General features: G+C 53.1%; 27 protein-coding genes. 3 read left to right on the top strand and 24 right to left on the bottom strand.

The genetic code is table 11. The features are described 5' to 3' along the window. The 14 genes from BN1128_RS22490 to BN1128_RS22425 form a co-directional block, all read right to left on the bottom strand. Positions 1 to 645 carry a hypothetical protein gene (locus BN1128_RS22490; protein WP_042873061.1) on the bottom strand — a complete coding sequence of 215 codons (645 nt, stop codon included), beginning with the start codon at positions 643 to 645 and terminating at the stop codon, positions 1 to 3. Beyond that, positions 645 to 1,088, bottom strand: a complete 444-nt coding sequence (locus tag BN1128_RS22485; protein WP_042873093.1) for a hypothetical protein — start codon at positions 1,086 to 1,088, stop codon at positions 645 to 647. The genes BN1128_RS22490 and BN1128_RS22485 overlap by 1 nt, the downstream gene beginning before the upstream one ends. 66 nt (positions 1,089 to 1,154) lie before the next feature. Further along, the gene (locus BN1128_RS22480) at positions 1,155 to 1,544 is read right to left on the bottom strand and encodes a hypothetical protein (RefSeq protein WP_042873059.1); all 390 of its coding nucleotides are present in this window, start codon (positions 1,542 to 1,544) and stop codon (positions 1,155 to 1,157) included. Positions 1,545 to 1,604: 60 nt separating this feature from the next. Beyond that, complete coding sequence (locus tag BN1128_RS22475) at positions 1,605 to 2,822, bottom strand: phage capsid family protein (RefSeq protein ID WP_042873057.1); 1,218 nt, start codon at positions 2,820 to 2,822, stop codon at positions 1,605 to 1,607. Between the two features lie 66 nt (positions 2,823 to 2,888). Next, the gene (locus BN1128_RS22470; RefSeq protein ID WP_042873055.1) at positions 2,889 to 3,824 is read right to left on the bottom strand and encodes a hypothetical protein; all 936 of its coding nucleotides are present in this window, start codon (positions 3,822 to 3,824) and stop codon (positions 2,889 to 2,891) included. Between the two features lie 303 nt (positions 3,825 to 4,127). Then, positions 4,128 to 6,254: a portal protein gene (locus tag BN1128_RS22465; protein WP_042873052.1), complete on the bottom strand. Its 2,127-nt coding sequence runs from the start codon at positions 6,252 to 6,254 to the stop codon at positions 4,128 to 4,130. Then, complete coding sequence (locus BN1128_RS22460) at positions 6,254 to 7,951, bottom strand: terminase large subunit (protein ID WP_042873050.1); 1,698 nt, start codon at positions 7,949 to 7,951, stop codon at positions 6,254 to 6,256. Before BN1128_RS22460 ends, BN1128_RS22465 begins: the two co-directional genes overlap by 1 nt. A 59-nt stretch (positions 7,952 to 8,010) precedes the next feature. Beyond that, positions 8,011 to 8,505, bottom strand: a complete 495-nt coding sequence (locus BN1128_RS22455; protein WP_156140637.1) for a hypothetical protein — start codon at positions 8,503 to 8,505, stop codon at positions 8,011 to 8,013. 244 nt (positions 8,506 to 8,749) lie between these two features. Continuing rightward, complete coding sequence (locus BN1128_RS22450; RefSeq protein WP_042873044.1) at positions 8,750 to 9,619, bottom strand: hypothetical protein; 870 nt, start codon at positions 9,617 to 9,619, stop codon at positions 8,750 to 8,752. Next, positions 9,620 to 9,796: a hypothetical protein gene (locus BN1128_RS25980; protein WP_167335827.1), complete on the bottom strand. Its 177-nt coding sequence runs from the start codon at positions 9,794 to 9,796 to the stop codon at positions 9,620 to 9,622. A 38-nt stretch (positions 9,797 to 9,834) separates the two neighbouring features. After that, complete coding sequence (locus BN1128_RS22445; RefSeq protein ID WP_244464652.1) at positions 9,835 to 10,392, bottom strand: DUF2514 domain-containing protein; 558 nt, start codon at positions 10,390 to 10,392, stop codon at positions 9,835 to 9,837. Further along, the gene (locus BN1128_RS22440; protein WP_042873040.1) at positions 10,389 to 10,880 is read right to left on the bottom strand and encodes a lysozyme; all 492 of its coding nucleotides are present in this window, start codon (positions 10,878 to 10,880) and stop codon (positions 10,389 to 10,391) included. Before BN1128_RS22440 ends, BN1128_RS22445 begins: the two co-directional genes overlap by 4 nt. Positions 10,881 to 11,233: 353 nt before the next feature. Beyond that, positions 11,234 to 11,974 carry a helix-turn-helix transcriptional regulator gene (locus BN1128_RS22430; protein ID WP_042873034.1) on the bottom strand — a complete coding sequence of 247 codons (741 nt, stop codon included), beginning with the start codon at positions 11,972 to 11,974 and terminating at the stop codon, positions 11,234 to 11,236. A gap of 330 nt (positions 11,975 to 12,304) precedes the next feature. Beyond that, on the bottom strand, positions 12,305 to 12,712 hold the full coding sequence (locus tag BN1128_RS22425; RefSeq protein WP_042873091.1) for an H-NS family histone-like protein: 408 nt from the start codon (positions 12,710 to 12,712) through the stop codon (positions 12,305 to 12,307). A gap of 316 nt (positions 12,713 to 13,028) precedes the next feature. On the opposite strand from BN1128_RS22425, the gene BN1128_RS22420 reads away from it, so the two are divergent. Next, complete coding sequence (locus BN1128_RS22420) at positions 13,029 to 13,583, top strand: cytochrome b/b6 domain-containing protein (protein WP_042873033.1); 555 nt, start codon at positions 13,029 to 13,031, stop codon at positions 13,581 to 13,583. A gap of 80 nt (positions 13,584 to 13,663) precedes the next feature. Here the strand turns inward: BN1128_RS22420 and BN1128_RS22415 are convergent, their stop codons facing one another. The 9 genes from BN1128_RS22415 to BN1128_RS22375 form a co-directional block, all read right to left on the bottom strand. Then, positions 13,664 to 14,362, bottom strand: a complete 699-nt coding sequence (locus BN1128_RS22415) for a TIGR02642 family protein (RefSeq protein WP_042873030.1) — start codon at positions 14,360 to 14,362, stop codon at positions 13,664 to 13,666. A gap of 21 nt (positions 14,363 to 14,383) precedes the next feature. After that, positions 14,384 to 15,097 carry a phage antirepressor KilAC domain-containing protein gene (locus BN1128_RS22410; protein ID WP_042873028.1) on the bottom strand — a complete coding sequence of 238 codons (714 nt, stop codon included), beginning with the start codon at positions 15,095 to 15,097 and terminating at the stop codon, positions 14,384 to 14,386. Next, positions 15,094 to 15,519 carry a hypothetical protein gene (locus BN1128_RS22405; RefSeq protein ID WP_042873027.1) on the bottom strand — a complete coding sequence of 142 codons (426 nt, stop codon included), beginning with the start codon at positions 15,517 to 15,519 and terminating at the stop codon, positions 15,094 to 15,096. The genes BN1128_RS22410 and BN1128_RS22405 overlap by 4 nt, the downstream gene beginning before the upstream one ends. Then, entirely contained in the window at positions 15,516 to 15,833 is a 318-nt protein-coding gene (locus BN1128_RS22400; protein ID WP_042873024.1) for a Ref family recombination enhancement nuclease, read from the bottom strand. The genes BN1128_RS22405 and BN1128_RS22400 overlap by 4 nt, the downstream gene beginning before the upstream one ends. Then, positions 15,830 to 16,270 (bottom strand): recombination protein NinB, encoded by a 441-nt coding sequence (locus tag BN1128_RS22395; protein WP_042873021.1) that lies wholly within the window; start codon positions 16,268 to 16,270, stop codon positions 15,830 to 15,832. The genes BN1128_RS22400 and BN1128_RS22395 overlap by 4 nt, the downstream gene beginning before the upstream one ends. A gap of 454 nt (positions 16,271 to 16,724) precedes the next feature. Beyond that, complete coding sequence (locus BN1128_RS22390; protein ID WP_042873018.1) at positions 16,725 to 17,258, bottom strand: phosphatase PAP2 family protein; 534 nt, start codon at positions 17,256 to 17,258, stop codon at positions 16,725 to 16,727. Between the two features lie 278 nt (positions 17,259 to 17,536). Continuing rightward, on the bottom strand, positions 17,537 to 17,941 hold the full coding sequence (locus tag BN1128_RS25715; protein WP_156140635.1) for a DUF6979 family protein: 405 nt from the start codon (positions 17,939 to 17,941) through the stop codon (positions 17,537 to 17,539). Positions 17,942 to 18,068: 127 nt separating this feature from the next. Beyond that, positions 18,069 to 18,827: a COG4705 family protein gene (locus BN1128_RS22380; RefSeq protein ID WP_042873013.1), complete on the bottom strand. Its 759-nt coding sequence runs from the start codon at positions 18,825 to 18,827 to the stop codon at positions 18,069 to 18,071. 181 nt (positions 18,828 to 19,008) lie between these two features. Continuing rightward, the gene (locus tag BN1128_RS22375; RefSeq protein ID WP_244464650.1) at positions 19,009 to 21,087 is read right to left on the bottom strand and encodes a methyl-accepting chemotaxis protein; all 2,079 of its coding nucleotides are present in this window, start codon (positions 21,085 to 21,087) and stop codon (positions 19,009 to 19,011) included. A 612-nt stretch (positions 21,088 to 21,699) separates the two neighbouring features. On the opposite strand from BN1128_RS22375, the gene BN1128_RS22370 reads away from it, so the two are divergent. Next, entirely contained in the window at positions 21,700 to 21,984 is a 285-nt protein-coding gene (locus BN1128_RS22370; protein ID WP_209428607.1) for a hypothetical protein, read from the top strand. Positions 21,985 to 22,349: 365 nt separating this feature from the next. Here BN1128_RS22370 and BN1128_RS25710 read toward each other — a convergent pair whose 3' ends face one another. Then, positions 22,350 to 22,622: a hypothetical protein gene (locus BN1128_RS25710; protein ID WP_156140633.1), complete on the bottom strand. Its 273-nt coding sequence runs from the start codon at positions 22,620 to 22,622 to the stop codon at positions 22,350 to 22,352. Positions 22,623 to 23,048: 426 nt separating this feature from the next. Between BN1128_RS25710 and BN1128_RS22365 the strand changes: the two genes are divergently transcribed. Beyond that, positions 23,049 to 24,265 (top strand): methyl-accepting chemotaxis protein (locus BN1128_RS22365; RefSeq protein WP_042873089.1); only part of this gene is annotated, 1,217 nt, incomplete at its 3' end.

Here is a 24,265-nt window from a genome sequence, read left to right as displayed (position 1 = left end):
TCAGAAGAAGTTTCGTTTTCGGACTGGGTTGTGAACCCTTGCGCTCTCGGTTTGCTCTATGCGGAATCGGTACGCAGCACGGATCCCGTCATAAAACTTGCGGCGATTGAGCTGCGCCAGTTCATGATTTGTCCACGCCTTGGCTTGAAGCTGCTGCATGAGATAAGCCACCCCACACGCCAGTTCGTGTGCGTAGTCCTCAACCAGCGCGAAAGGAATGAGTGTTGCGGCCGGCAGAGGCTCAATGGCCCCTACGATGCACACATTGTTCAGTTTCGCGAGGAAGCGGATGGACTCGGCAGACTGTGCGTGATAGTGCATGCCAGGCGTCAGAATGGTGCCGCCTGCGGTGATGCGATGAAGCACCGATCCGGTCACCTGCGGTTCTTGCACATCCTGTCTCGCCTGACGATTGATACTGCTGGCCCGGGCAAAGCTAACTGTTTGCCCCTCAAGTACCTCATCAAAATGGCGCTCCATATGAACCAATGTGCTTTCTTTACAGAAAATGATGGCCGCCTCGATGAGGTAGCTATGCACTAATGCGTCAGCACCTTCCGTGTGCGGCAAGTGGAGAACCCGCTGGCGTACCAGCGGGATCAGGGTAGAGGTACTAACCAACCGGCAATCTTGCACCGGCACCATTACTCATCACCTTGCTCAGCAGCCAGCTTGGCTTTCAGCGCGTCACGTACCCGCCCCCGGAAGTCACCAACCTTCTCCTGCGGGCCTTGCGGGGCGATATTCAGATCGTCCCCTTCGACCAGGGTCGCAAGCTGTGCCGAAGTCAGCTTGGTCAGATCCCGATCACCGGCCACCATGCTCTGCTCTTCGGCAAGGTGGGCGACCTCTTTGGCTTGGCGCTCGGCCTGCTCAACAGCCAGCTTGGCGATGGCCTCCTGGCGCTCTATCTCACCAGCCAAGGCTTCGGCGCGGATCCAGACACTGGGGAACTCCAGCAATTGCATCGCGAGATCACTTTCCACATCTACCGGCACATGGCGTGGAAACACCAGGCGGGAACCGGTGACGGTATCTTTCTTGCTCGGCTTGTTGCCGATGTAAACCACAGCAATCTTGTCGCTCACGGTTGTCACTCCAATCCTGAAAAAGAAAAGCCCGGCACTTGGCCGGGCACGCGGTGATGGACAGGCTTAGAGGTTGCCAACCACCTCGTAATGCAGTTTGAGTTTGGCGGCCCCCGTTGCGACACCACCGCCGACAATGAGGGTGAGCTCCTGCCCCTCCTCGGTCACAACGTCATCCACCGGAATGTACCTGGCCGCGGCTGCGACCGTGTTCTCCGCATTCACAATGGTGGTGGTACCTACCTTCACTGTAAGCGTGGTGCTGGCTCCCAGCGCACCGGTGATCAGGGATACCCCCACCACCTTGAGGTTCGGTTCCACTTTGTCGCCAAACACGATCACATCGCCAGCCGGCACGGCTGCCAGCTTGGCGATAAAGGTTGGGGAGATGGAGAGGTTGCCGAACGCGCCGACAAACCAGCGGCGGGCAGTAGCAATGAGGTTAATCTTGGCCATGATATGGTCCTTCTTTCAAATGGGGATGAAAGGGAGCCCCAAGCACAGGGCTCACCTTGATTAGCGGCCGACCGGGCTCACTGCGGTATCCAATGCCATACAACCATGGTCCTGCAGATTGCCGTTCTTCTGCTTGAAGCGGATCTTCTGCAAGCCACTCATCCATCTGATAGACATCTCGGTGGCATTACCGTGGTCGGTTTTCTCTTCGTGCATACCGAAGGAACCACCCTGCTCACCAGAGCCGAACGCATTGGCCAGCGCCTGGCCACCCAGCATGATGGCCCGGTCGATGGTAGTACCGGCTACTTTGTCCGCTTCCACACTGGTTGCCGAGTTGGCCGCGCACACCTTCACGGTGCTACCCTGGTTGAATCGGATTGGCATCCCCTCGTAGGGCTTAACGAGGATCTTGCGCCACATAGCCCCTTCGCCACGGAAGATGGGATGCTTCCAGCCATTGCCGCGCACCGTGGCAGCAAGCAGCATTGCCTGCCAATCCTTACCAGAGCTGGAGGTGTAAAAGTCATGCCACTGACGCGGGGTGACGTAGAGCACATAGAGCGGCTCACCACCGGATGGGTCGGAGACCATGCGGATGGGTTGGATAGGGTTGGCCATCTCAGCTAGGAACAGCGCCATATTGTCCACGCAGCCCAGGTTGAAACGGTCGGCCGCATCAATGCCTTCAAAGGAAGTGGCATCGCCACCAAAGAAATGCCGTTCATAAGTCGGTGCCGTGATGGGGTTGATCATGATCTCTGCAAACTCAGGATCATCCAGTAACGGCAGGATGATATCCGTCGCATCATAATCACCACGGGCCCCCGCCAGTTGCACCATGCCACGCTGATCGGTCAGGCGACCGTAGTAGCCATCCGCCAGCAGCACTCGCGCCGTCTTGATCAGGTCGTGCTTGGTACGCTTCTGGCTCATCTTGCCACCAGCATCCACACCATGACGGGTCTGGTTGATAGTGAGCCCAAAGTCGGCAAACGCCAGGCTTTCAAGACGACCGGCAATCTTCTTGTCGCCCATGGTGGGACGACCAGACAGTTGGTGAAACAACTGCATATCAACTTCATTGCCCGCACTCTTGGACAAATCAGTGATACGCACGACGGGCGCGCCAGCGCTGGTTTGCTTACCACCGTTAACCTTGGCCCCCTTGGGTGCCTCTTCAGTCAGCATGTTGACCAGGGAATGTGAGCGGTTGGCTGAGGTAAACAGCGCAACCTGCATAATCTTATTGGCTTGCGCCGAGGTGACTTGGGTCATGATCCTCTCCTACATAAAAACAAAAACCCCGACACAGTGGTCGGGGTTGGCCTTTAAACGGGTGGGTTAAAACCCGGCTTGCTCCAGCAATGCCTCGAGTTGGGCATCCGTCATTGCGCCCATCTCAGCCGTCAGATCGGCCTGAGACATGGCGCCATAACGGGCAACACCGGTTTCGGGAGCTTGATGGGTTTGGCCGAGGGCCGAGGGACTGGACGGGATGAAGTCGGCGGACGTCTCTGCTTCCTGGCTGGGTGCCTTGGCAGGCGGCGGCACAGTCTCCACCACATCACCAAAGGCCAGCTTGGTACGCCGAGCCGCCTCCGCAAATCGCTCATCCAGTGACTTCCCTTGCCACGCAGGGTCTACCTGAAGCTTCTCATCAACGATGATGGCGAAGTCGAAACGGTCTTGGTCCTTGTCCCGCCAGTCAATCAGGTCAGGTACCGCCTGCAGAGCGGTCTGCACCGGATCGGCGGCAGGTTGAACCGGTTGCACCACTACAGGCTGTTCCAGCTGCTGGATTTTCCGAGCCATGGCAGCCATTGCCTTCCCGATCTCCGGGAAGTCCTTCGCCAGTTGCTCGACTTCATCCTGGTTGAGCTGGTCTGGATCTGCATCGGGATTAATTCCGTGCTTTTCCAGTAGTGCCTGCAGCGTGTCCCGTTGTGCCTGAGCCTGCTGAGACAGGTTCAACTGCTCACGCAGGGCCTTGTTATCAAGGCGCGCCTGCTCCAGTACGTCATACGGGATGATGTGTTGACCGCTCTTGGCCAAGATCACCTTCTCAGGCACCTCGGCCACTCCACCGTCCTGTTCGGCCTTAGCTGGCTCGGTACTGGCTGCGACTTCGACCGCCGACGGCGCGGGTTCTACGTCCGTTTTCTCAGTAGCAGTGCCATGCTCTTGCTCGAGATCGCCTTCTTGCTCGATCTCCGCCAGCATGACCTCCAGTTCCTCCAGGGTTTCAGTCCCAGTCAGGTTGTCGATGTTCGTATCCATGGTTGTCCTCGTGGGTTTTCAGTGGGTGGTATCGCTGCCCAAGCGGGGGAAAGTTCTCGGGGAAAGCACTCCCCGGCTGGGGCTGGGCACAAAAAAACCAGCTCTAGGCTGGTCTATAAAAAAAGCCCGCAAAAAGCGGGCATAAAGGACATGTGCACGGGAGTCCACTACAGACTCAATATTAACCATACAGAAATGATGGCTATCGCTCTACTGTTATATTTACTAATGAAAAAGGCCCAATCTCGAGAGACTGGGCCATGTTGGGGAAATCCTAACGCTGGGCGGTTAGGAAAGCAACTATCAGAGCGCAATGGCGTCAATCTGCTGCTCAATGGTGGCTAACAACTGAGCCTGCAGGGCAGCTTGTTCGACCTGGATCCCCTCTTGCTCTACCACCAGCAGTTCCATCTCCTGCAACGTCTTACCGGTCTGAGCCTGCTTGAGCGCATCCTCGAACCGGATAGAGTCGGTCAGCTTGGCAATGCGTTGAGCCTCTGCCTGCCACTTGGCAGCCTTGCCCTCCAACTCGGCCAACTTGGCCTGCATCTCGCGCATGGCCATCTCCTGCTCCATTTGCTGCTGCTGGGCCTGCTGTTCTGCGGCGGCACGCTCCTCGTCGTCCATCTCCTCTGGATCTTTCTGGATGTTCAGGGCGTTACGAACTCTCTCCACAAACTCAGCCTTGCGCGGTACATCCATCAGCTCAACCAGTAAATCAAAGCACGCTGCAGCAGCCTCCGGCGGTAATTGGGCCATGGCCTGGGTCATCCGTTCAGCCAGTTGCTGTTTGTACGCTGCAGTCTGCTGGATCGGTGCCAAGGCAATATGAGCACGCAGGCGGGTCACATCGTTGGTGAGCTTGCCATCCTCCTGCTCCACATTAACCACCACCGCCTTTCGGCGCCGTGGATCGTCACGGTTCACTGTGACCTTGTAGTTGCGCTTGCCGGCCATGTCCTCGAGCAGGTAAGAGAGCGCCAGCTGGCCTACCTGCTGGCAACCCATCCGGTAGTTGTCGTTGATCTCGGAGAGTGTGGTAGCGCCCTGCTCAACCAGGTTGCTGATGGCCACACCAGATTGACCAGTGGAGCCCTGCCCCAAGAAGGCGGCATAAACCCCCATAGTGTCCTGGATCAACTTCACTGAATCCTGCATTACCTGGAACTGTTGGGCTGCAACGTTGAAGTCCTGCTCTACCTTGAAGGCATCACTCACGCTGGTCTTGTTCGCCCGGTCTGGGTTGAGCTCCACTAAACCGTCTGGGCGCTCCACCTGTTCCAGCACCTGCTCCCGAGTCATGTTGGTGGCATCCTTGTCCATGATCACCCGCTTGGCCTGCAACAAGAAAGTAAGCTTGATGCGGCGCAGGTTCACTTCGTCCTGTGCTGGCATGGCACGGGCAATCAGACCATAAGGCTCGCCAGAGCTGTCTTTGCGATACCCCCAGAACGGCACGAGCGGATACATGTTGTGGGGTGCGCTGCAGGGGCGATCCACCAGATGATGGGGACCAACGAACCAAGACTCCCGGATCACGGCCACCGGGCGGTGTTCCAGTTTAGCCCGCCCCATAGTGATGGCGGCCATGTGTAACTGGTTGCTCTTGTCGAACTCCAATGCCCTCCCTGAATCAAGCATCAGCACTTGGCGGGTGCTAAAGGTGCGGTAATACACCACCTGCAGCAGCACCCGATCCCGTTCTCGGCTACACCACTCAACCTGTTTGCTGTCAAAAGAGCTCCACTCCTCAAAGGCACTGACAAGATCCGGATCCATTCCTTCGATGGTGTTCAGGCTGACAACCCCATCCCAATCGTTAACACCCCACGTCAACGCCTTGGCTTTGCTGGGGAACATGGTCTTGGCCTCATCCAAATCAACCCAGCGACGACGCATCAGCCACCTACAGTCGGTAAGCTCGGGCTCACGGCTGTGCCAATCCCAATACACCTCATCCCGATGAACGTTACTGAACTTGTAGCGCGGACCAAATGGATCATCTTGGCGGCGTACTTCAACCCAACCGATCCCGGTCTTTATCTGTCCGGCATAGGCTTCACCCCGTGCTCGGTCTAAACCACCCAAGCGGCACATGTCAGCATATTCAGCGTTAACGGCCTCGGCCATCTGCTCCAGCTCATCATCGTGATCATCAGCAATGACCATCAGATCGGTACGGCTCTTGGCCTCCATGCCCAGTACCCCGTCAATAGTGGGAGCAATCAGGTTATGGATGGTGAGTGGCTGTCCGCGCTCTTCCAGCGCTTTCTTCACACTGGCCGGCAACTGGTCATTGTCATAGTAAGCACAGGCGCGATTGGCCAGGGAGCGCCAATCCGGCTGGCCATTGATGTCGCTCATCAGGTTGAGCAGGCGTGCAGTATCGAGGCCTCCCTGTTCGGGGGCCTTGCGTTGGGTCTGGTTCATCAGTTGGCCATCCAGTGCTTGGGTTTACGAGTAGATCCGGATTTGACAATGCGAGCAGGCATTCTGGCCCGCATCTCTTGGGCAATCATGTAGCTGACGAGCTGATCGTCGTAACAGCCGGTCTGAGCATTCATGCTGCCGCGTTTGTCATAGACGTAGGTGGTTGCCTCAAAGATTGTGCCTATCCAGTGGATCCCGGACTGGCCAGCGCGCAGCAGGTCTTTCAGCCCATCAACCAAGATGGGCTTGGATTGCCGGGTAGTGAGCCAGCCAAGGCGCGGGGTCTCATCATCCCGATCCCGGTCGATGTATTCCTGGGCGTAGATGCGGCGAACCGGATAGTGATCCCGCAGGACAAGCAGCACCGCATGGCCATGGTTGTTACGCTCGGGGCCGATATAAGCCGGGCCATACTCCTCGGTCCCATTCCACTTGCCGACATGAGCCAACAGCTGGGCAAAGAGACCCGGGTCAAGATGCCCGTACCAGTGGGCTACCTGCCGGCCATCACTCTTGGCAACCACATCAAAGCTGGACCGGTCACCATGCTCGAGGCCCTCTGCCACGTCCGCGCCAATGGCGTAATCCTCGTCAGGGTCTGGCAGCTCCCAGACCAGCAGCATATTTTCGACAGAACGCTGACCCTGCTTATCCAACTTGTCGGGTTTGCGCGCCTTCTCCCTTCTGCCGGTGACCGGGTCGATGTCATAGACGATGAGCGGGGCTATGCAGTCACCCTCTGCGGACATGGTAGCTGTCGGGTCGAATACCCTACGGCCAGAAGTCAGGAACGCCTCCAGCGGTGTGCTGGGGAACTCCTGCTTCATCTCCACACCCTGAGTCGACTCCTTGAGTACATACCATTGCCGTTGTTCGTCGGTAATGGTGCAACCCATCGCCTTCTCGACAGCAGCGAAGTATTCAAGCTGGGTTTTGCTGGCCGTCACACCGGCTCTAGGTACTACGGCCACATACTTCGGATCCTGCCACCAACCAAAGAAGTGAAATTTCCAATCCTGCTGGGTCAACTCATGGTGGGTTCGTTCCAACTCGAGAGACTTCATGCTCATGCTATGGAAATCGCCGCCCACCCCTTCAGCTGTTGATTCGATGAAAGCCACACAACCCGGGTGAATAGCGTTGAGGGTACCGGTTCGCACCTCCTTGGCCTTCTCCGGGTACTTGGCGCAGATCTTCCCGTGCTCTGACACATGCAGGCGCTGGACGGTACCGGATCGAAATGAGGTGGCCACCTGGATGCTGGAGCCATGACGAAACAGAATGTAACCACCGTTGGCTCCACCGCGGCGAGAAGCCACCGGGAAGCAGGCCTTGAGCCAGATCGGCAAGTTATCGAACGGGACTTCAATCTTGGTGCGGTAGATCTCGCCGGCGGCCGTCAGGTCTTGGGCGATGATCCCGCACTTGATGCTCTTGTTGAACAGCGCCTCATCCAGCAAATAGATATCGATGGCGGTGGAGAAACCTATCTGACGTGCCTTCAGTACGATGTTGAGCCACCACATGGTCTTGAACAGCAGCTCTTGCGCTGGGCGCAACCTGAATTGCACCAGCTCACCCTGTTCATTCTCCACCTTGTAGAGGTTGTTCATCCGCCACCACTTATCGCTGAGCTTCGAACGGATGTAGGCAATCTGCTCCGGCTCAGTCATGAGGGAGATATCGGGTTCGGTCATCGTGGATCTCAGGCAATAAAAAACCCGCCGAAGCGGGTTCAAAAAATTTGTGATAGCCACTATTCAAGTGGTAGTGCTTTCTTCAGCAGATCGCGTTCTTCTAGAGTAATACATCCGATATCATCCAGCACAACTTCTACACATCTGCTCACGTTGCAATCATCTAGCTGTAGACGATATCCATCGTTTTTTAGCTTATTATTCATTACGAGAATGGCTTTGGCATAAAACAAGAAAAAAATCAGACTCATTATAACGCGCTCTGCTCGCGTGTAATTTTGAATCAGCCCACCTTCTTTTAAAAAAACACGTATCTCATTGAATTCTTCATTCATCAATTCATTTGCAAAATTAAGGTGAAGCTCAGCTCGCGTTAATAGTTCGCGTTCATTAAGATCATAATGAGCCCCACCTATCTCAGCCCAGTACCCGATTTCGCCACGCCATCTATTAATAGGACAAACCATCTCGGCATATCTGTTTTTTACTTTTCTATGCACGATGAGTATGTTTGTCATTTCGATGAGCTTTTTCTCTGAAAAATCTACAAGCATACTCAACTCTGCAAGTATCACTTTTTTTGTACGCGATGTTTTTTTTACGCTCCATTATTCTAGGTACAACTATGGAGCCTAGAAGCAACAATAGACACCCGGCAACCAAGTTACTATCAACTATTTTAAGTATGTCTGCAGGCAGTACTGTGGCCATCAAAATAGAGGAGAGAAGGGAAATAATTAGCCAGTAAAATACGGTCATGCTCTATCAATCCTCAATAACTCATTGTGTTACATCTTATCACGACATCAGCCCCCCAGTCCCCAACCCCTGCAGCTCAGCAGTCATCTCTGCCACCGGCGTCATATCAGCACCGCCATCCTTCTCGAGAAGGTCAGCCTCGGCGGTAAGCTTGCGGGTCGCGGCCTGAATGCGCTTGGTATCGGCCTCAATCTTCGGCCCATTCACCTCATCGATGCGCAGGGCACTCAAGGTGCGCTCGATCGACTCAATGCGCTGGATGTTACGGTCGAGAGCCTGCTCAGCCCGCAAAATCTTGTCATAGAGCGCGAGCCGGTCGGTCACCTCTTTTGCCTCAACCAGATCTTGCTGTAGAGACTTCATGGTTTTGGTGACAGAGAGCACTCTCGCCCGGGTAAATAGCAGCTCATCCCTAAGCTGTAGCGCTTCGGCCTGGTCGAACAGCTCATCAGCATCGAGGAACTGGGCGTAACCGCCATGGGTCTTGGTCAGCTGCATGCCAGGCTTGATGTTCGATGGCGGGTGGGGGTTGCCTGCATTGCCCTCAATGAAGCGCCCCTTCTGGTCTCGGCCGTTGTAGTCGGAGTTCTGACTGGAGTCAGCCGAAGTTTGCAGTGATGTCGATGACCTTCCCCCTCTTCTCTCACCCCCTTTGCCCTTGGCTTCATTCCTCTTGGCTTGCGCACTTTGCGCAGATTGCGCAGTTTTGCGCACTTCGGAATGCGCTGTTTGCGCAGCTACGCGAGATTCACAGGGTTGCGCAGGGGATTGCCCACGAGATTTCAAATAGCGACGCGCCGAGTTGTAGTTAAGGCCGCGGCTATCGCACCAGTCTTTCGCACTGATGCTGGTCGCTTCATGCTCCTGCAGGAATTCTGCATTGAGCTCTGCCCAGTTGGTTTTTGCCATTTAGAGAGATAGCTCGCCTTCAACGATGGTGTCACCAGGTGCCGGCTCATGAGTAGCCAGAACCACAACGGAAACACCGGAGGAAAGAACAACCAGGGCCTGACCTCCGTCGTAATGTTCTACGTTGGTGATTACCCCAGTTACATCAATACCGTTTCCACGCCAGTTCATCTGCATTACCTTCTCCTCAATCCACAGAAAGACAAACCCCGCCGTTATGGGCGGGGTTTCATGGGCGCGGTGCGTAGGGAGTCATAGGCTCGTTCGCAGGCTAGTCCTGATACTCGAGCTCTGTCATACGCTGCTGCCAGCTCACCCGCTCTTTCATCAGCCCAGCTGAGCAGGTCGGCGAGCACCATTGCAGATTGTCCGGCTGCCTGGCTTCCTTGGGCAGTGCCGGGATTGCTGGCGCACTGACTTGCTCTGGCTGCCAAGCGGCGGGCTTGCTCGTGCAACCGGCCAGACTCAATACCAGCAGCAGTGGCATCAGCTTGTGCCTGGTCGATTTCTTCCTGTGCATTGTCTCTCACCTCATCAATTTCAGCCTGCCGGCGCTTCTCTTCTGTCCGGGCTTCCTGCTCTGCCTTGGTCCTGGCAGTGACGAGTCTGACTGCCTCTTCATTCCACTTTGCCTGCCAGGTCTTGCGCTCCCCCTCCTCCCCATCGGAGTGACCGGACTGGTAGAGCACCACCCCGCCACCGGCCAATGCTGCTATCACCAGGGCGCCGGCCAGGAATGGCAAGGCTCTGCTTTGTGGAAACAGGTCCATCATTCCCCCTTGCACTTGGCATTGAGGCGCAGCCGGTCTTTCCACAACCCGGGGCAGACCCGATTCCCCGGCGAGGAACAATCTTGATTACCGGATCTCTTGAACAGCAGGATTGCCTCACAAGCCCCTGAGTAGTCACCAACGTTCAGGCGCTTCACGATGGTGGAGCGGCAGAAGGCCCCAGGGCCGATGTTGTGGGAGAGCTCGACATAGGCGTCGAACTCATATTGATGGAGGGGGACTTGGATACACGACTTGAGGGAGCTTTCGAACATACGCACCTCCCGCAGACTGCGATTCACTGCGGCGACTGGTGTTATGGTGTCGCCCATCCTAACCCCTTCTGTGCTCCCGAAACCGATGGTGGGAAGCTTGGTGCCGTGTACCGGGTCGGGGTAAGCCACTGGGCCATACCCCTCCCGATTCAAGATCCCCACAAAGCCTGCGGCGCTCAGCGTGAGAACTGCGATCGCAATGCGGACCTTGCTCATCACTCACCGTCCAACCGACACCGAGGCCGAATGATGTTTTGCCACAAGAACCACCCCATCTGAACCGCAATCCACGTCAGTGTGGCGGCCAGAACCCAGTCATTAAGCGAGTACCCTGCCAATGTCATACCTGACACGACGACAGGCGGAACCGTCTTGGCCACCCCTGCAGCTGCGGCAGCCGTCGCGAACCCTTCCTCTTTGGCCATGCACCCTCCCCTCAGAAACGACAAAGCCCGCACGAGGCGGGCCAGAAATGAAAAAGGCCAGGGTCACGGGGACTCTGGCCATCTTTGAGCAATACTAACGCTGACGACTGAAGAACACAACTCAGCCCCCCATAGGGCTATGTCTTACAAATAGTCCTCTATTTTGACCAGTGTCAGGTCAGGCCGTAACAAGCCACCCATTGCAGCCTTAGCGATCGCTTGATAGCGGTTCACCGAATTTGTCTTCTGCACAGCTTCTCGGATGTGGTAATTCACGGTTCTCGCAGAAAGCGAGAGTATTTCCCCCATCTCTTCAGCCGTTTTTCCTTCACTGGCCCAAAATAGGCACTCAACTTCACGGGCACTCAATGCAGGCGTCCGCTCTGTCGAACTAACGACTCGGATCCCTGCATTAAAAATGTAATCGGTCACCCATCGCAAGATTGGACTAGCCATCTTGATATCTAGCCCATCGTCTTCAGTGATGAACGACAAGATCCCTGACTCTCCACCCGCACCACGAAATGGGAAGGAAACGCCATCATGCAAACCACATGCTTTCGCCTCAGCCATCAATGCCAAGGCGCCATCAGGGAGAATTGGCTCAAGATGGAGGTCTTGCCAATAAATCGGTAATAGTCGCTGCATGGCAAGATAGATGACAGGATCTCGTGACAGCATGTTCTCTTTGCCGTAGCGATTGACCCATGCCTCGTTGCAGCGTGAGAAAATAATGGCTTTGGGGCGAGTTAAACTCTGAGGAACCATCAAGGCAAAACGATACTGATTGAACCCCATCGCCTGTGCAAACGCCATCAGAGCATGATTTAACTCAACTTCAGTATTAGTCTGGTTGAATGTCTCTATAAATTTTGTCACGTCCATATGGACTCCCTGAGCATGATCTTCTACTAGAGAAAAAATCCAGATTAAATTCTAGAGATAGACTACCAGACTTTAATTTCATTGTGACATCGATAGCTTGCTGAAACCTGAATGCCATCGAATACAAATTCATCTTGATTAAAAACAAACCAAGTATTTACTTGCAAAGAAAACTATCATTGTCATGTGTACAACAATACACCTCCATGCATGTATACACCCTTTGTGGAACGGGTGCTTGTGGCCCGCTTTTTTATCAAAATTCCTACATAAAAAAGGCCTGCGTCTTACAACGCGGGCCTTCCTATTTGTTAAACATTTAAATTTTCTTTAGATCAAGAAAGTATCAATCGACTGACCTGATTCAACTGCCTTAGCGATGGCTTTGGGCATACGACCCTGACCGGTCCAAGTTTTCTCTACACCCTCTTCGGTGTACTTGTACTTGGCTGGACGTGGCGCGCGCTTGGCCACACTGCTATTGCTCTTGATGGTCTTTTCAGTACCACCAATCAGCTCCGCTGGGTCAATTCCCGCCTCTTGCAGCATGGTCTGGAACTGAGTCAACTTAGCCAAGCGCTCTTCCTGCTCAGCCATGTTTTTCAGAGCAGCTTCTTCACGCTCCAAAAAGATGGCATCAAATTTTTCCTTCGCCTCGGTTAGTTGCTCGAAGCTCAAGTCCCGCAAAGCGGCACGCAGACTACGTTGGTTCAGTAAGACTTTGATGATTTCGTTCATGATGACTCTCTGCTGTAGATTCATAAAATAGTGTTCCCACTCCGGTACGATATGGGAACACGTCTTACGTCTAATTCTGTTTTTATGATGATATGTAGTGTTTGCTTTTATCACCTACATTATCTTATGTTTTTCAAAGTCACGTCAATTACAACCTACCGCAGGCATGATATGTGGCATAAATAAAGCTCATTTGTAATCTAACGCCACTCACTTCACTGGTAAATTGACTCACCGCAGCAGTATACTGTCCAAGCCACTTACAGATTATTCTGTATGTAAAACTGTGTCATGTATCACCGTAAAGGAGGATGGTGTGGAAAATAAACGCGAAATCGCTGTATGGGACGTTGTTATCAGGCTCTTTCATTGGGTAACCGTCACATTGTGTGCGCTCAATCTTTTTGTCTTGGAAGAAGGCAAGCTGTACCACCGTTATGTTGGCTATACCATAGCTGGGCTGCTAGTTATTCGCATCGTTTGGGGGGTTACAGGTTCTCATTACGCAAGGTTTGCCCAATGGTTTCCGACTCCAAGCAAAGTTATGGATTACATAAAAAGTACATTAGACGGAAATCACCCATACTATGCAGGCCATAACCCTGTTGGTTCGTTGATGGTTCTTCTTTTACTGACATGCCTGGTCGGAACTGCGGTGACAGGAATCTTGACCAACTATGAGAGCTTTTTTGGCGATGATGTGATGGAAGGTATCCATGGCGTTTTTGCTCAAACACTCCAAATTACGATCTTGATCCATGTTTTAGCAGTCATCGTGATTGACTACCTTACTAAAGGTGACCTTATCCGATGCATGATAACAGGCAAGAAACGAGTCGATGATATATCTAATGTCAAAGACCTGAAGTAGGTTGCGATCTACCGTGATAGGTAGATGTCATATCTCATGGCCCTAGGTGTAGAAGGCACTTAGGGCCTGTATGTTTCCCTTTATATCCTACGCATCTCCTGCATTTGTTGCTGCATTATCGTTGCTAGCGCTGAAGCTTGATAGAGCACCTCATCAACCATATTCTCTAAAGCCCCGCATATCTCCTGGCCAAGTCGACCGTGGATTAATTCAGTACTAGTCACCACTCGCCCGGTACCATGACACTTTGAGCACTCATCGCCGATCCGAAGGCGCAAGCCGGTCCCTCTGCAATGTGGACAGCGCCCTGACTGCATCATCTCCGCCACACAGCAGTCACGGGCAAGACCCAGTATCCCGTTCCGCTCATCCCTCAGACGCTGGTACTCGTGGTCATTGCCAGCACGGTGCGCCCGCTTGGCCTTCTCCATCACCACTGCAGCCCGGCGGCGCTCTTTGTCATAGTGCGGGTGGGACAGTACCAGCCGATCCAACTGCTCTGGCAGCGGGCGGCGTAGCAGGATAGCTAGAGCCATAGTACCAGCCTCACTGGTCCCTAGGGTTGTGCTGAAGTATGTAAGCAGTTCAGCAATGGCTTGCTGGTCTACAAGATGATCAGCCATCAGGTATTGCAGACCCTGCGGATTAGATTTGGCGGCAACCTGCAGGGCACCGATCAAGTCATCACGTCCCAGTGCGTTGAAATTGCCGGAGGATGGCTCATGGAGCGCTCCCTTCGGTGAGAAAAGGCGCAGTGCCATTTCCAATGACTTACTCATATTCAGTCCTCCTCGGTAGGGTTAGGCAGCATGGGCTTGCAGATGGCCGGCAGCGAGAAGCTTGTGGGTCAACCATTGCTGACCTTTACCGGTGATGGTGGGAGAGAAGGCAAGACGAGTCTCGCCATTGATCTCGTATGGCTTCTCGATAACCTCGAAATGGCCGAGGTCGAGAAATTGTTGGAAAGGCAGGTTGTGGCGATTGCCTCCCTTCATCAGGATCCGCATCTCGCGCAGAATAGTGAATATCTTCTTGGGCCCAATCCCCACTGTTTTGGCGAAGTTACCGAGAAGGACGCCTTTGTCGGCACCGGCTACACGATCGGCAAAATCGGCCTTCGGTGCTTGGATGGCGATCTGCTCTTGGGCTTGTTCAAGCTCCATGGCCAAACGACCGGCTTCAAGCAACGCTTCGGCATAGGTTCGTGGCAGTAATGGAACAAGCTGTGCTTCCAGCTCCTGCCAGCGGTCAATGATGCGAGCTCTCAGCTCGATGCTATAACCCGATACCAGGATCAAGCACTCACGCTTGGGTAAGTGGAAGCATGGGTAATCCTGGCCATTTTGTTTGTTCTGGTGGGTCTCCTCAAATCTGAGGTCACCCCCAGTTCCGTGAAGCTCAAGCAACATAGCCCGGATGTCGCGCATGACATTGTCATGACGTTTCCCCACGAGCTCAGCAATCTCGATGCTAGTCATGGTCAGAGAGGTGTTAGTTGTGGTGGTCAAGTTCATGGTCGGGTCCTTGGTTGGTTATTGGTCTGTTCAAATGCTTTCAGCAGCCAGGCGCGCAGCTGGCTGGTCTTGATGTGCTCGGGGGTAACCTCCAGTACGGTCCACCCAAGTAGGGTGGCCTCGTTCATCTTGGTGCGGTCCTCTACGAACCCCCTCCCCCGGGTGTGCCGGCCACCGGAGTGGATCCCGCCGTGGATCTCGAGGGCGATCATCTGCTCTTCCCAGGCATAGTCGAACCGCCACTTGCGCTTGGGGTGGAACAGCAGCTCGGTGACGGGGTCAGGGAAGCCGGCAAGCTGGGCCAGCACCTTGTCGTGCAGGCTGGTGACTTGTTGGGCCTTGCGCACCTGGTTGGCTACATTCTTGACCTTGGGGTTGCGGCCCAGCAGCCGGGCCGCATCAAGGGCGGAAAGGTGGATCATGCCGCCCTCCCGATGGTGTTCTTGTGCAGTTCGGCAACCTCTCGGGCCACCTGGGCAAGCAGGGTCTCCTCGCTACCGTGCTCAGCCTGCCAGCTCTTAGGAGCCGCGTGGAAGCCGGTGGGGTAGCAAGCCCGATGATGCCGCGGGCAGAGGGGCAGCACCCGGGTGTGAGCGGCGCGCTGCGCCATCCCGACGCCAGTGCGCACATGGTGAATTTCAGCGAGGCTCGGCCCCAGGCCTGCATTGCGGCAGGCAATGCAGCACAGAGAGCTCACATCGTCCAACCACTGCTTATCAGCCTTGGTCTTGCTCATGCAGCCCTCCCATAGGCGGCCACCCAGTCGAAGCCGCGGCGGGATTCATCCCCGAACTTCACGCCTTGCTGAGCGCCGAAGGCCTGGGCCAACTCGATGAGGTCGCGCATCTCGCGCACGGTCATCTTGGAAGTGGACTTACCCAACACAACGAAGCCGGTACCGTCGATGTTCGGGACCACGTCTTGTTGGTACAGGGCCGCGCTGAGAACGTGCTTCCATTCCTCCTTAGCGAGCTTGCGGCCGTGCCAGCTCACCTGCTCGGCAATGTCGGTGAGACATGCCCAAAGCATTGAGTTTTGGGCGAGAGATCGGGTCATCTCCTTGATTTCGATAACCAGCGGCTTGTCCTGGTCTACCGGCAGGCCGGCAACCAACTGGCAAGCGCGGGATCGGATTTCAGGACTGCGGAGGAAATACTTGGGATAGGCGCTCAAGCTACGCCCTCCCCGAGCAGCACAAGGGACGGCTCGACTAGCACGGGGTTGAAAGGAAATACTTCAATCAAATCAGCCAAGTTAAAATTGCGCAGGCTGCTGGATACACTGGCACAGCCGCGTGGGCGTGCTGCGGATAGATCTCGGGTATGTGGTTTGGTCATGGTCTGGGTCCTTTTGGTCATAAATAGCCGGGTGGTCTAGTTCCGGCATGACCATGTTACGACCAAAGTTTGAACAATGTCACGCACCAGCACGCTTTGGTATGACTTGGTTCCCATGGAATTCATTACCAAGGTAGAGAAAATAATCCCTCATGTGATTTCTAAATTTCGAGAAAATATATAAATACAAAAGCCCCAGATTTACTATCACCTGGGGCCGTTGCTAAAACTGCATGAAATTTTAGATAGCAGTGTTTATTGTGACATGACTGCGATCTACTTAGAGAGCATTAGTACGTAAAACTGACAGCAATGCCTCTGGCATCACCATCCATAATCGTGGGGTAAAATGCTAGTTGTGTGCCGCTCTTAGGGGAAGTAAACAGATAGCTGAACCCTGTCGCAATGGCTGCACCAGCAATCACATCTCGCCAGTAATGATTATCAGATTCAACTCTAGACCAACCTACGGCGCCAGCAGCGACATAGGCAGGTAACCCGTAGCTCCAACCATAACGCATTTGCAAATAGCTGGCGCCACTGAACGCCCATGCTGTGTGTCCAGATGGGAAACTCATGTCTCCTCCATTTGGACGGGTTGCATCTACGGTATGTTTCAATACCTCAACGGTAGCCGTAGTCGAAAGGAGGGAGTATCCAAACTCCTTCAACCCATCATAGTCACCCTGGTACCAAGAAATGCCCGCAGCAATAGCTGGGATTGCAAATTGCCCAATATCACCATATTTTTCAAAAGTGCTGGAGGCTTGTGCTTGGTTACAAATTACACAAATTACGGCTGCGCACAGGACGTGTTTTTTCATATAAAATCCATTTTTATTGTTTCCGCAAGTGATAATACTATTAACAATAGCGATAACAACTATGGATTGAAGTAATTATGAAATAACGCATATTTAGAGCTAAAGCTCCAAATTAAAATTGATTTACAACAGATTGTTTTATACCCCAAGTTATTAAATATTGACCAATTTGTATAAAAAACATTCGCTTTGTTTTTTCAAAGATAGGAAGATTGAATACGTTCCCCTCCTGGTTTATCACCGGCGGTGACATCACACAGCAGGTGCAGCCCGGCGCCCTATTTCTTAGGGGCAATCAACCCCGCCTTCCAAAGCGCCAAAACAACATCCATTTGTCCATTATGCACAATCTCTTTGCCAACCTTCCTCATCACAGCATCCCAGAGCTGGATTGAGTTAGGTAACTCAGAATGCTGCTCTTCATATACTTGAAGGATACGTACCGCCTTAACTGCATAATTCTGGCTTTGAATGGCTCGTGCGTAGCGCCGTTTAGATATACACGGAACCAAGCCTTCACTACATAGCCCCAAAAAAGCACCTTTAGGTGCCCCCTTTCCTTGGGCTGATGGGCTGGCAGGATAGTGTTGCTGCGCTGCATTTACCCAAGCATCGCAGGGGTTCAACTTCTTATCTGCTTTACACGTCATCACTGCCTTAATTGCCACTTCTCCGTAGCCCATCCCATTCTCCCATCATAAAAAAGGGGGGCAAATGGCCCCCTTGCGTAATGTGTCGATTGTATTCTAAAACCCATCACCATAGTAAGTAGTTAGTTAGTTTCACAACGTGAGCATCACAACACATGCCTTATCTCACCGTGAACCGGCGTGGTAATGACTGATAACCGACCAACATGATGATGCAAGCAAAAAAAGCCAGGCTGGTACTGGTGACACCGAGACCTAAGCCGCCATGCTTCTCTGATTGTGACAGCAGATCACCAATAGAAGCACCGAGTGGCCGGGTCAGCACATAGACAATCCAGAAAGCCAACACCGTATTCAACCTGAACCAGTAATGAGCAGCAGCGGTAACCGCTATTAAGGTACCGAACAGCAGCATGGCGTTCATATACCCCATGTCCATCCCCTCTGATACCCAATCGCCGGCAGCAGTGCCCAACGCAAAGGTAACCAAGATCGCCGCCCAGTAGAACAGCTCCCTTTTACGGGTATCGATAGACCGAATGGACAAAGTTTTTTCCTGGGCATACCAGATCCAGAACGTGGCCAGCAGCATGACCGTAAACACGCCAGTAGACATTGCCAACGGCACACCCACTTGATCGGTAAGATTGTCGGTCACCAAGGTACCAAATATGCTCACCAGCACGACTGCCAACCAGTACTTCCAAGGTACATAGCAAGTTGAACGAATTTGTATCAAAAGTGTGGCTATCAGACAGATCCCCATCAATAGGGAGGTGACCGTCAACCCTAAGTGCAAGTTAAAAATCAGAAAGTCAGCCGCAGTTTCCCCTACCGTTGTCGACATCATTTTTATCAACCAGAACACCAAGGTGACCTCAGGAACCTTATTGAGTAAGTCGGCCGTATTTATATGCATATAAATCCTACGAGTGGTTACAGATCTCTGTGCTTGCACAAACTCTAGTCAAGTATTCTTAAGACTAAATTAAGTGGGGTCAGTCCAGTAGACAATGTGAGGTATAACGGTTACTTCACTGCTATCTCCCGGTGAAACAAGTTCTAATGCCGCAAGCATCTCAGCTGACTAATAAGCATCCTCAACGATTAAAAGTCGGTTCCAGTGCATAGTGTTTGAAGCAGGCCTCCAGATTGCTGCGCACTGTCGGTGTGACGTTGGTGAACTCAAGCCCATAGACCTCCTCTTCCTTCTCTTGCTGCGACCACATCACCCTAGCAGTCACTGCCAGCGGAGTTTGGTTACGATAGAGCTCAATGGTGGATTTGGGGGTATAGATCTTGAGCTCGACCTGCGCTTTTTTCGGCAGAGCGAGGGGTTGAACAGTGCGCAGGCGCAGACCGGTGATGCTGAAGTCCTCAGTGATCGATTCACGGAAACTACCATCCGCCTGAATCTTCACCATCATGTGCTGATACATACGTGGCGCGCTGCGCATCTCGTGTTCGGGGCGATCGGCACTGCTTGTTGTCTCGAAGCGGAACTGCTCCATGATATCGCGCAGCTGGCTCGACTCTTCATAGAGAGTGCGGCTGATTATCCCGGTGGTCTGCACCTTCTCGGTGTTCTCGGAGAGGGTTTGCAATAGGTCGTGAAGATGGTCATTAAGGGAGGCTAGCTTGTGCATCTGCTCATCGCTGGTCGTGCGGATCTGTCCAGCAGCCCCGACACTGCGCTCAATCTCTCCCATCAGGCCATTGATAGACTGGCTCGCCTCATGGGCTTTGTCCATGGTGAGATGGGTGCGGGCAATCACGCTCTTCACCGAGGCCTCGTTCTCGCCGATAAGCTGGCTCAGGGTGGTGACGATACCGTTGATCTCTTTGGTCGCCTGCCCGGCATGGTTGGCCAGTTTGCGTACCTCGTCAGCAACCACCGCAAAGCCGCGGCCATATTCGCCGGCTCGGGCAGCTTCAATGGCAGCATTTAGCGCCAACAGGTTGGTCTGTTCGGTGATGGCACTAATGGATTGGGTGATAACCTGGATCTTCTGGCTCGCCTCACTCAGCTGCTGGGTCTTCTGCTCGGCCTGCTGTGCTTCGGTCACGGCTCGGCGCATCTCCTCGATATTTTCGCTCATAACCCGAGTGCTGCGGTTAGCGCTCTGGTAGGCAAGTTCCGCCTGCTGCCCCACCTGATCGGCCAGACCCGCTACCGCTTCGGCTGCGCAGGAGAGATCGTTGCTGGCACGGTTCACCTCGCCAGAATGATGTTGCTGCGTCTGGGCTGCATCGGTGATGGTTTTGGAGATGTCGGAGATCTGGTAGGAGGATTGAGCCAACTGGCGGGTACGCTGGTCAATCTGGCGCATATGGCTGCTTAGCTTCTCAGCCATCATCCGCATGGTTCCCAGCACGCTGTTGCCATCAAAGCGGGTCTCGATCGTAACAGTCAGGTTGCCAGCTGCGATTTCGGAAGCAACCCAAGCAGCATAGTCAGGCTCACCACCCAGGGTGCGCATCAGATGGCGATATTGGATCAAGTAAGCAATTGCTACAAAGAGCAGGGAAACCAGCCCAGCGCCGAGACTTATCCAGAGCGACAGGGCCTTGGCCTCGTCCCGATTGGCTGTGGCGCTGGCAATCCGACCGTCGAGTGCATGAGAGATATATTCAAGCCTTCCAGCTGCATTCTCAACCATTGCATCAAAACCATCCGGGCTGGTCATGATGGCGTTTCCTGCCTCCCGTCCCTCATGGAAATAGGCGTTTACCATGACGACCCCTTTCTCCTGCAACTGCTTTGCAACTTCCTTTATAGGTAGGATCTCGTCGGTCAGGTCTGGCAAAATGCGGGCCAGCGCATCCAAATTTTTCAACGCATCATCACGGTAGGTAGCTGCCTCAGCGATCCCCTCTTCGGTGTCACCGGTTACCGATGCATCGGTCAGAAACTGCTGGATCTGCACCAAATCGTAACGGGTTGCTTGGAAGGTTGATTGTGCGCGACCCAGTATTTCAACCTTCTCATGGGCGCGCAGCTGGGTTTGGTTACTCCATATAGAGACAACAGAAGCTACCAGCAGGGGGACTGCCACCAGTACGCCCCCCTTTATCATCATCCGCTTGACGGAACTTCCTCTCACCGGTTTGTGCGAGGTGATACCAGTCTCATTCAATTCGAGGGTGTTGTTGTACAAGAGTTCTTGTACTGTAGCCATGGATCACCTCATAGACTAGCTGCCGGATGGAAGAGGCATAACCAGCAAGGCACGCTGCCAAGCGGTTATTTCAAAAAAGCATAAGTTGTGCCAGCGAATAGTAGCCTGTCTATGCCACTCTGTTGCCAAAATGCTAAACCTTTTCATTTTTTATCTAGATAAAATAGACAAATGTAATGCAATTTTAAAAACGGCTTCAACTTGATCATGGGGTGGCCCAATTTTTAATAGCGCCACGGAATAATCCTACACAGCCTCATTACTGGTCCATCAAAAGTCAAATAATATATCGCCGACATCATTAGTTTAAGCCAATAAAGTGATCTTTCCGATAGATTTAAAACGTAAAGATAAAATATTCATTAAGCCCACTCTCTAGATATATAGTATTACTTCAATAAAATCTATCAGACGAGTCGGAATTTTACTGTGCTTTTTGACAGGTACGTAATGTTGCATTAGGTGGTATTGTCTCTCGGGAACAAATCATTCCATTTGCTTCCACTTGAGTAGACCTCTTGCCCCGCCCGTGGGGCTTTTTTTTAGCTGTCTATCCGCAAAGTGATCGCCAATATCAGTACCATTAGGTTCGCGCCAACGATGATCATCGTTATGAACCTTAGCACTATCATTCTACCGCCCTCCAAGCTTACCGAGGGGCTAACCTGGATGGCCACAGGCATCAGCATTGGTGTCGCGCTTGGCGGGATGCTGGCGGGCCTTGTCATCGATACCTATGTTGCGCGAACTGGCTTCGGCGTGGCTATTGTCTCTGGGCTATCGATGGTGGTGATCGCAATGATAGGCCTGCCGATAATCAGAGATGCGAGCCGAGCTGGCGGCAGAAGCCAGGAGATCATCATTTCGCTGATGATTACCAAAGTATATATAACATAATCGAGAAAAATATAGACCTATATTGATTCCAAAAAATAATAAGAAGGGGCCTTGTAGCCCCTTATAACATAAATAATTACGCCGTAGTGTCGACCATATAACCATTTGTCGGTGGCTCTTGAGGCAGTTTGTTTCCAAACTCAGTCAAAAAGTCTTGCAGAGAGACTTTGCTTCCTCCCTGGCTCGACGACGCACCGATGATCGAGTTGAACTGGTCTTGCAGCTTACTCAGTGCAGGATCAGTACTGTTGCCACTGCTCAACGCTGAGATAAGCGAGTCAAGTCCCTGCTTAACGGGGTTACCATCACGATCAGATTGTGGTGCTGCTGCCTGCACAGCACCGGCTTGATCATCACTGTCGTTATCATTCAGGCTTACCCCCTGATGTACCTCGCAGGGTACCCATTAAGGTGTGCATGAAGGACGACAACGCCGACTTGGTATCAGCATTTGAAGTATCAACATTAACCCCTAGTGACGACAGTGCCGACTTTACATCCCCCATCATCTTTTCACCGTCACCATCTTTTTGATGATGGTGTGGAGGTTTCACTGGTTGAGTGCTGGCAGAAGACGCTGCGCTGTTATACGAGGCAGAGACTGATGAGCTACTTATTGAATTTACATCCGTAGACATACCATGTTCCTTACAAGGATGGATGAGACCAGTGGCACCCAATGCCACTTTGACCATAGTGCATAAAACCTGCCATTGTTCGTTTTTTGAGCTGAGCGATAAGTTGTTTGATATTAAAGACTTTTCGTTTTTTTCTATCTCAACTCATGGTGGCAAAAAGATGCCCTATGGCAATCAATCGCTGCCATAGGTCGCTATGTTCTGAGCTCTCGGGGTACAACCATAGATATGCTCAAACGAAAAACCGGTCAGTCCTCCCTACCTCCAAGTCGGAACATCATGGTGATTTCCTCGCAGGGAAAGCCTTGAACAGTGAAACTAAGTTGCCGGTTCTCTGACGTAGTAACTTGGTCATCACTATTGAGAAAATCGGGCACTTATGGGTCTACTATTGAACGAGCCATCAATAGCCATCAGGGGATTTCTATGTCTGCTCTGTTCCGCAATCTCTCGATCCGACATCTGTTGTTGGGATCGAGCCTCATCATATTGCTTACTATGGTACTGAGCGGTATCTGGCGCAGCACCCTGACCAGCCAGTTAGGCTTGCTGCCTGGCCAAGTGGTCAAAAGCTCCAATGCCCAGATAGCGCTGCAAGAGCTTCGTTATCACACGACACAGGTCCAACAATTTCTGACTGATGCCGCCGTATCAGGCGAACAAGACTCCATTCGCGAGGCAGAACAACACGCCCAGGCGGCCCGACAGTTGCTCGACACCCTGCCTGAGTTACAAAGCACTCTATCTCCCCTGTTGGCTCGCCAACTCGATGTCGGCAAACGGATGGTAGATGCCTATCTCAAAGAGGGACGTGAAGCGGGTAACCGCCTGATGAAAGAGCCAAATCAGGGATTTGATGCCCTCACCGATTCTATCGCCAGTCCGGTCGAGCAAGCTCTAGAGCAGCAACAGCAACAGTTACAGCAGCAAGAGAGGGGGATTGATACACAGAACCATGCCCTGCAAAATCAGGATATGTTGCTGCTCGTCACGACGACGACGGTCATTCTGCTGATGCTGTTGTTTATCTATTTCAAGACGGTGCGACCATTGCAGCACCTGATGGTGCAGTTGAATGACCTAGCTAATCACAGCCATAACCTCACCTTTCGACTGCACAGTCAGGGACAAGATGAGTTCGCCTATCTAGCCAAGGTGTTTAACCGCTTCCTCGACAATATCGATAACCTGATCGGCTCGGTACAGCAAGTATCCGACAAGACCCACGACAAGATGACCCTGCTGATGCAACACTCGGGCAGTACCTTCAACAGCATGCAACAGGCCCAGCAAAACACTGACATGCTGGCGACCGCCATCAACGAAATGACCGCCACTGTCCACAACATCGAGCACAACACCGAGCAAGCCAGTCAGGACACCCTGCTCACCCAGCAGCAGGCCCACGAAGGCCAGCAACAGGTGAGCCAGACCATCACGCTGATCCGCCAAGTTGCCAACCATATCGAACAATCCGCCGGCGAGGTGACCCGGCTGGATCAGGAGAGCGGCGAGATCGGCAACATACTGCAGGTGATCAGCACCATCTCGGCCCAGACCAACCTGCTGGCCCTCAATGCCGCCATCGAGGCAGCCCGCGCAGGCGAACAGGGGCGCGGCTTTGCGGTAGTGGCCGACGAGGT

Source organism: Aeromonas piscicola, from assembly GCF_000820005.1.
Classification (GTDB): Bacteria; Pseudomonadota; Gammaproteobacteria; order Enterobacterales; family Aeromonadaceae; genus Aeromonas; species Aeromonas piscicola.
This window is presented reverse-complemented; position numbering and strand designations above follow the sequence as displayed.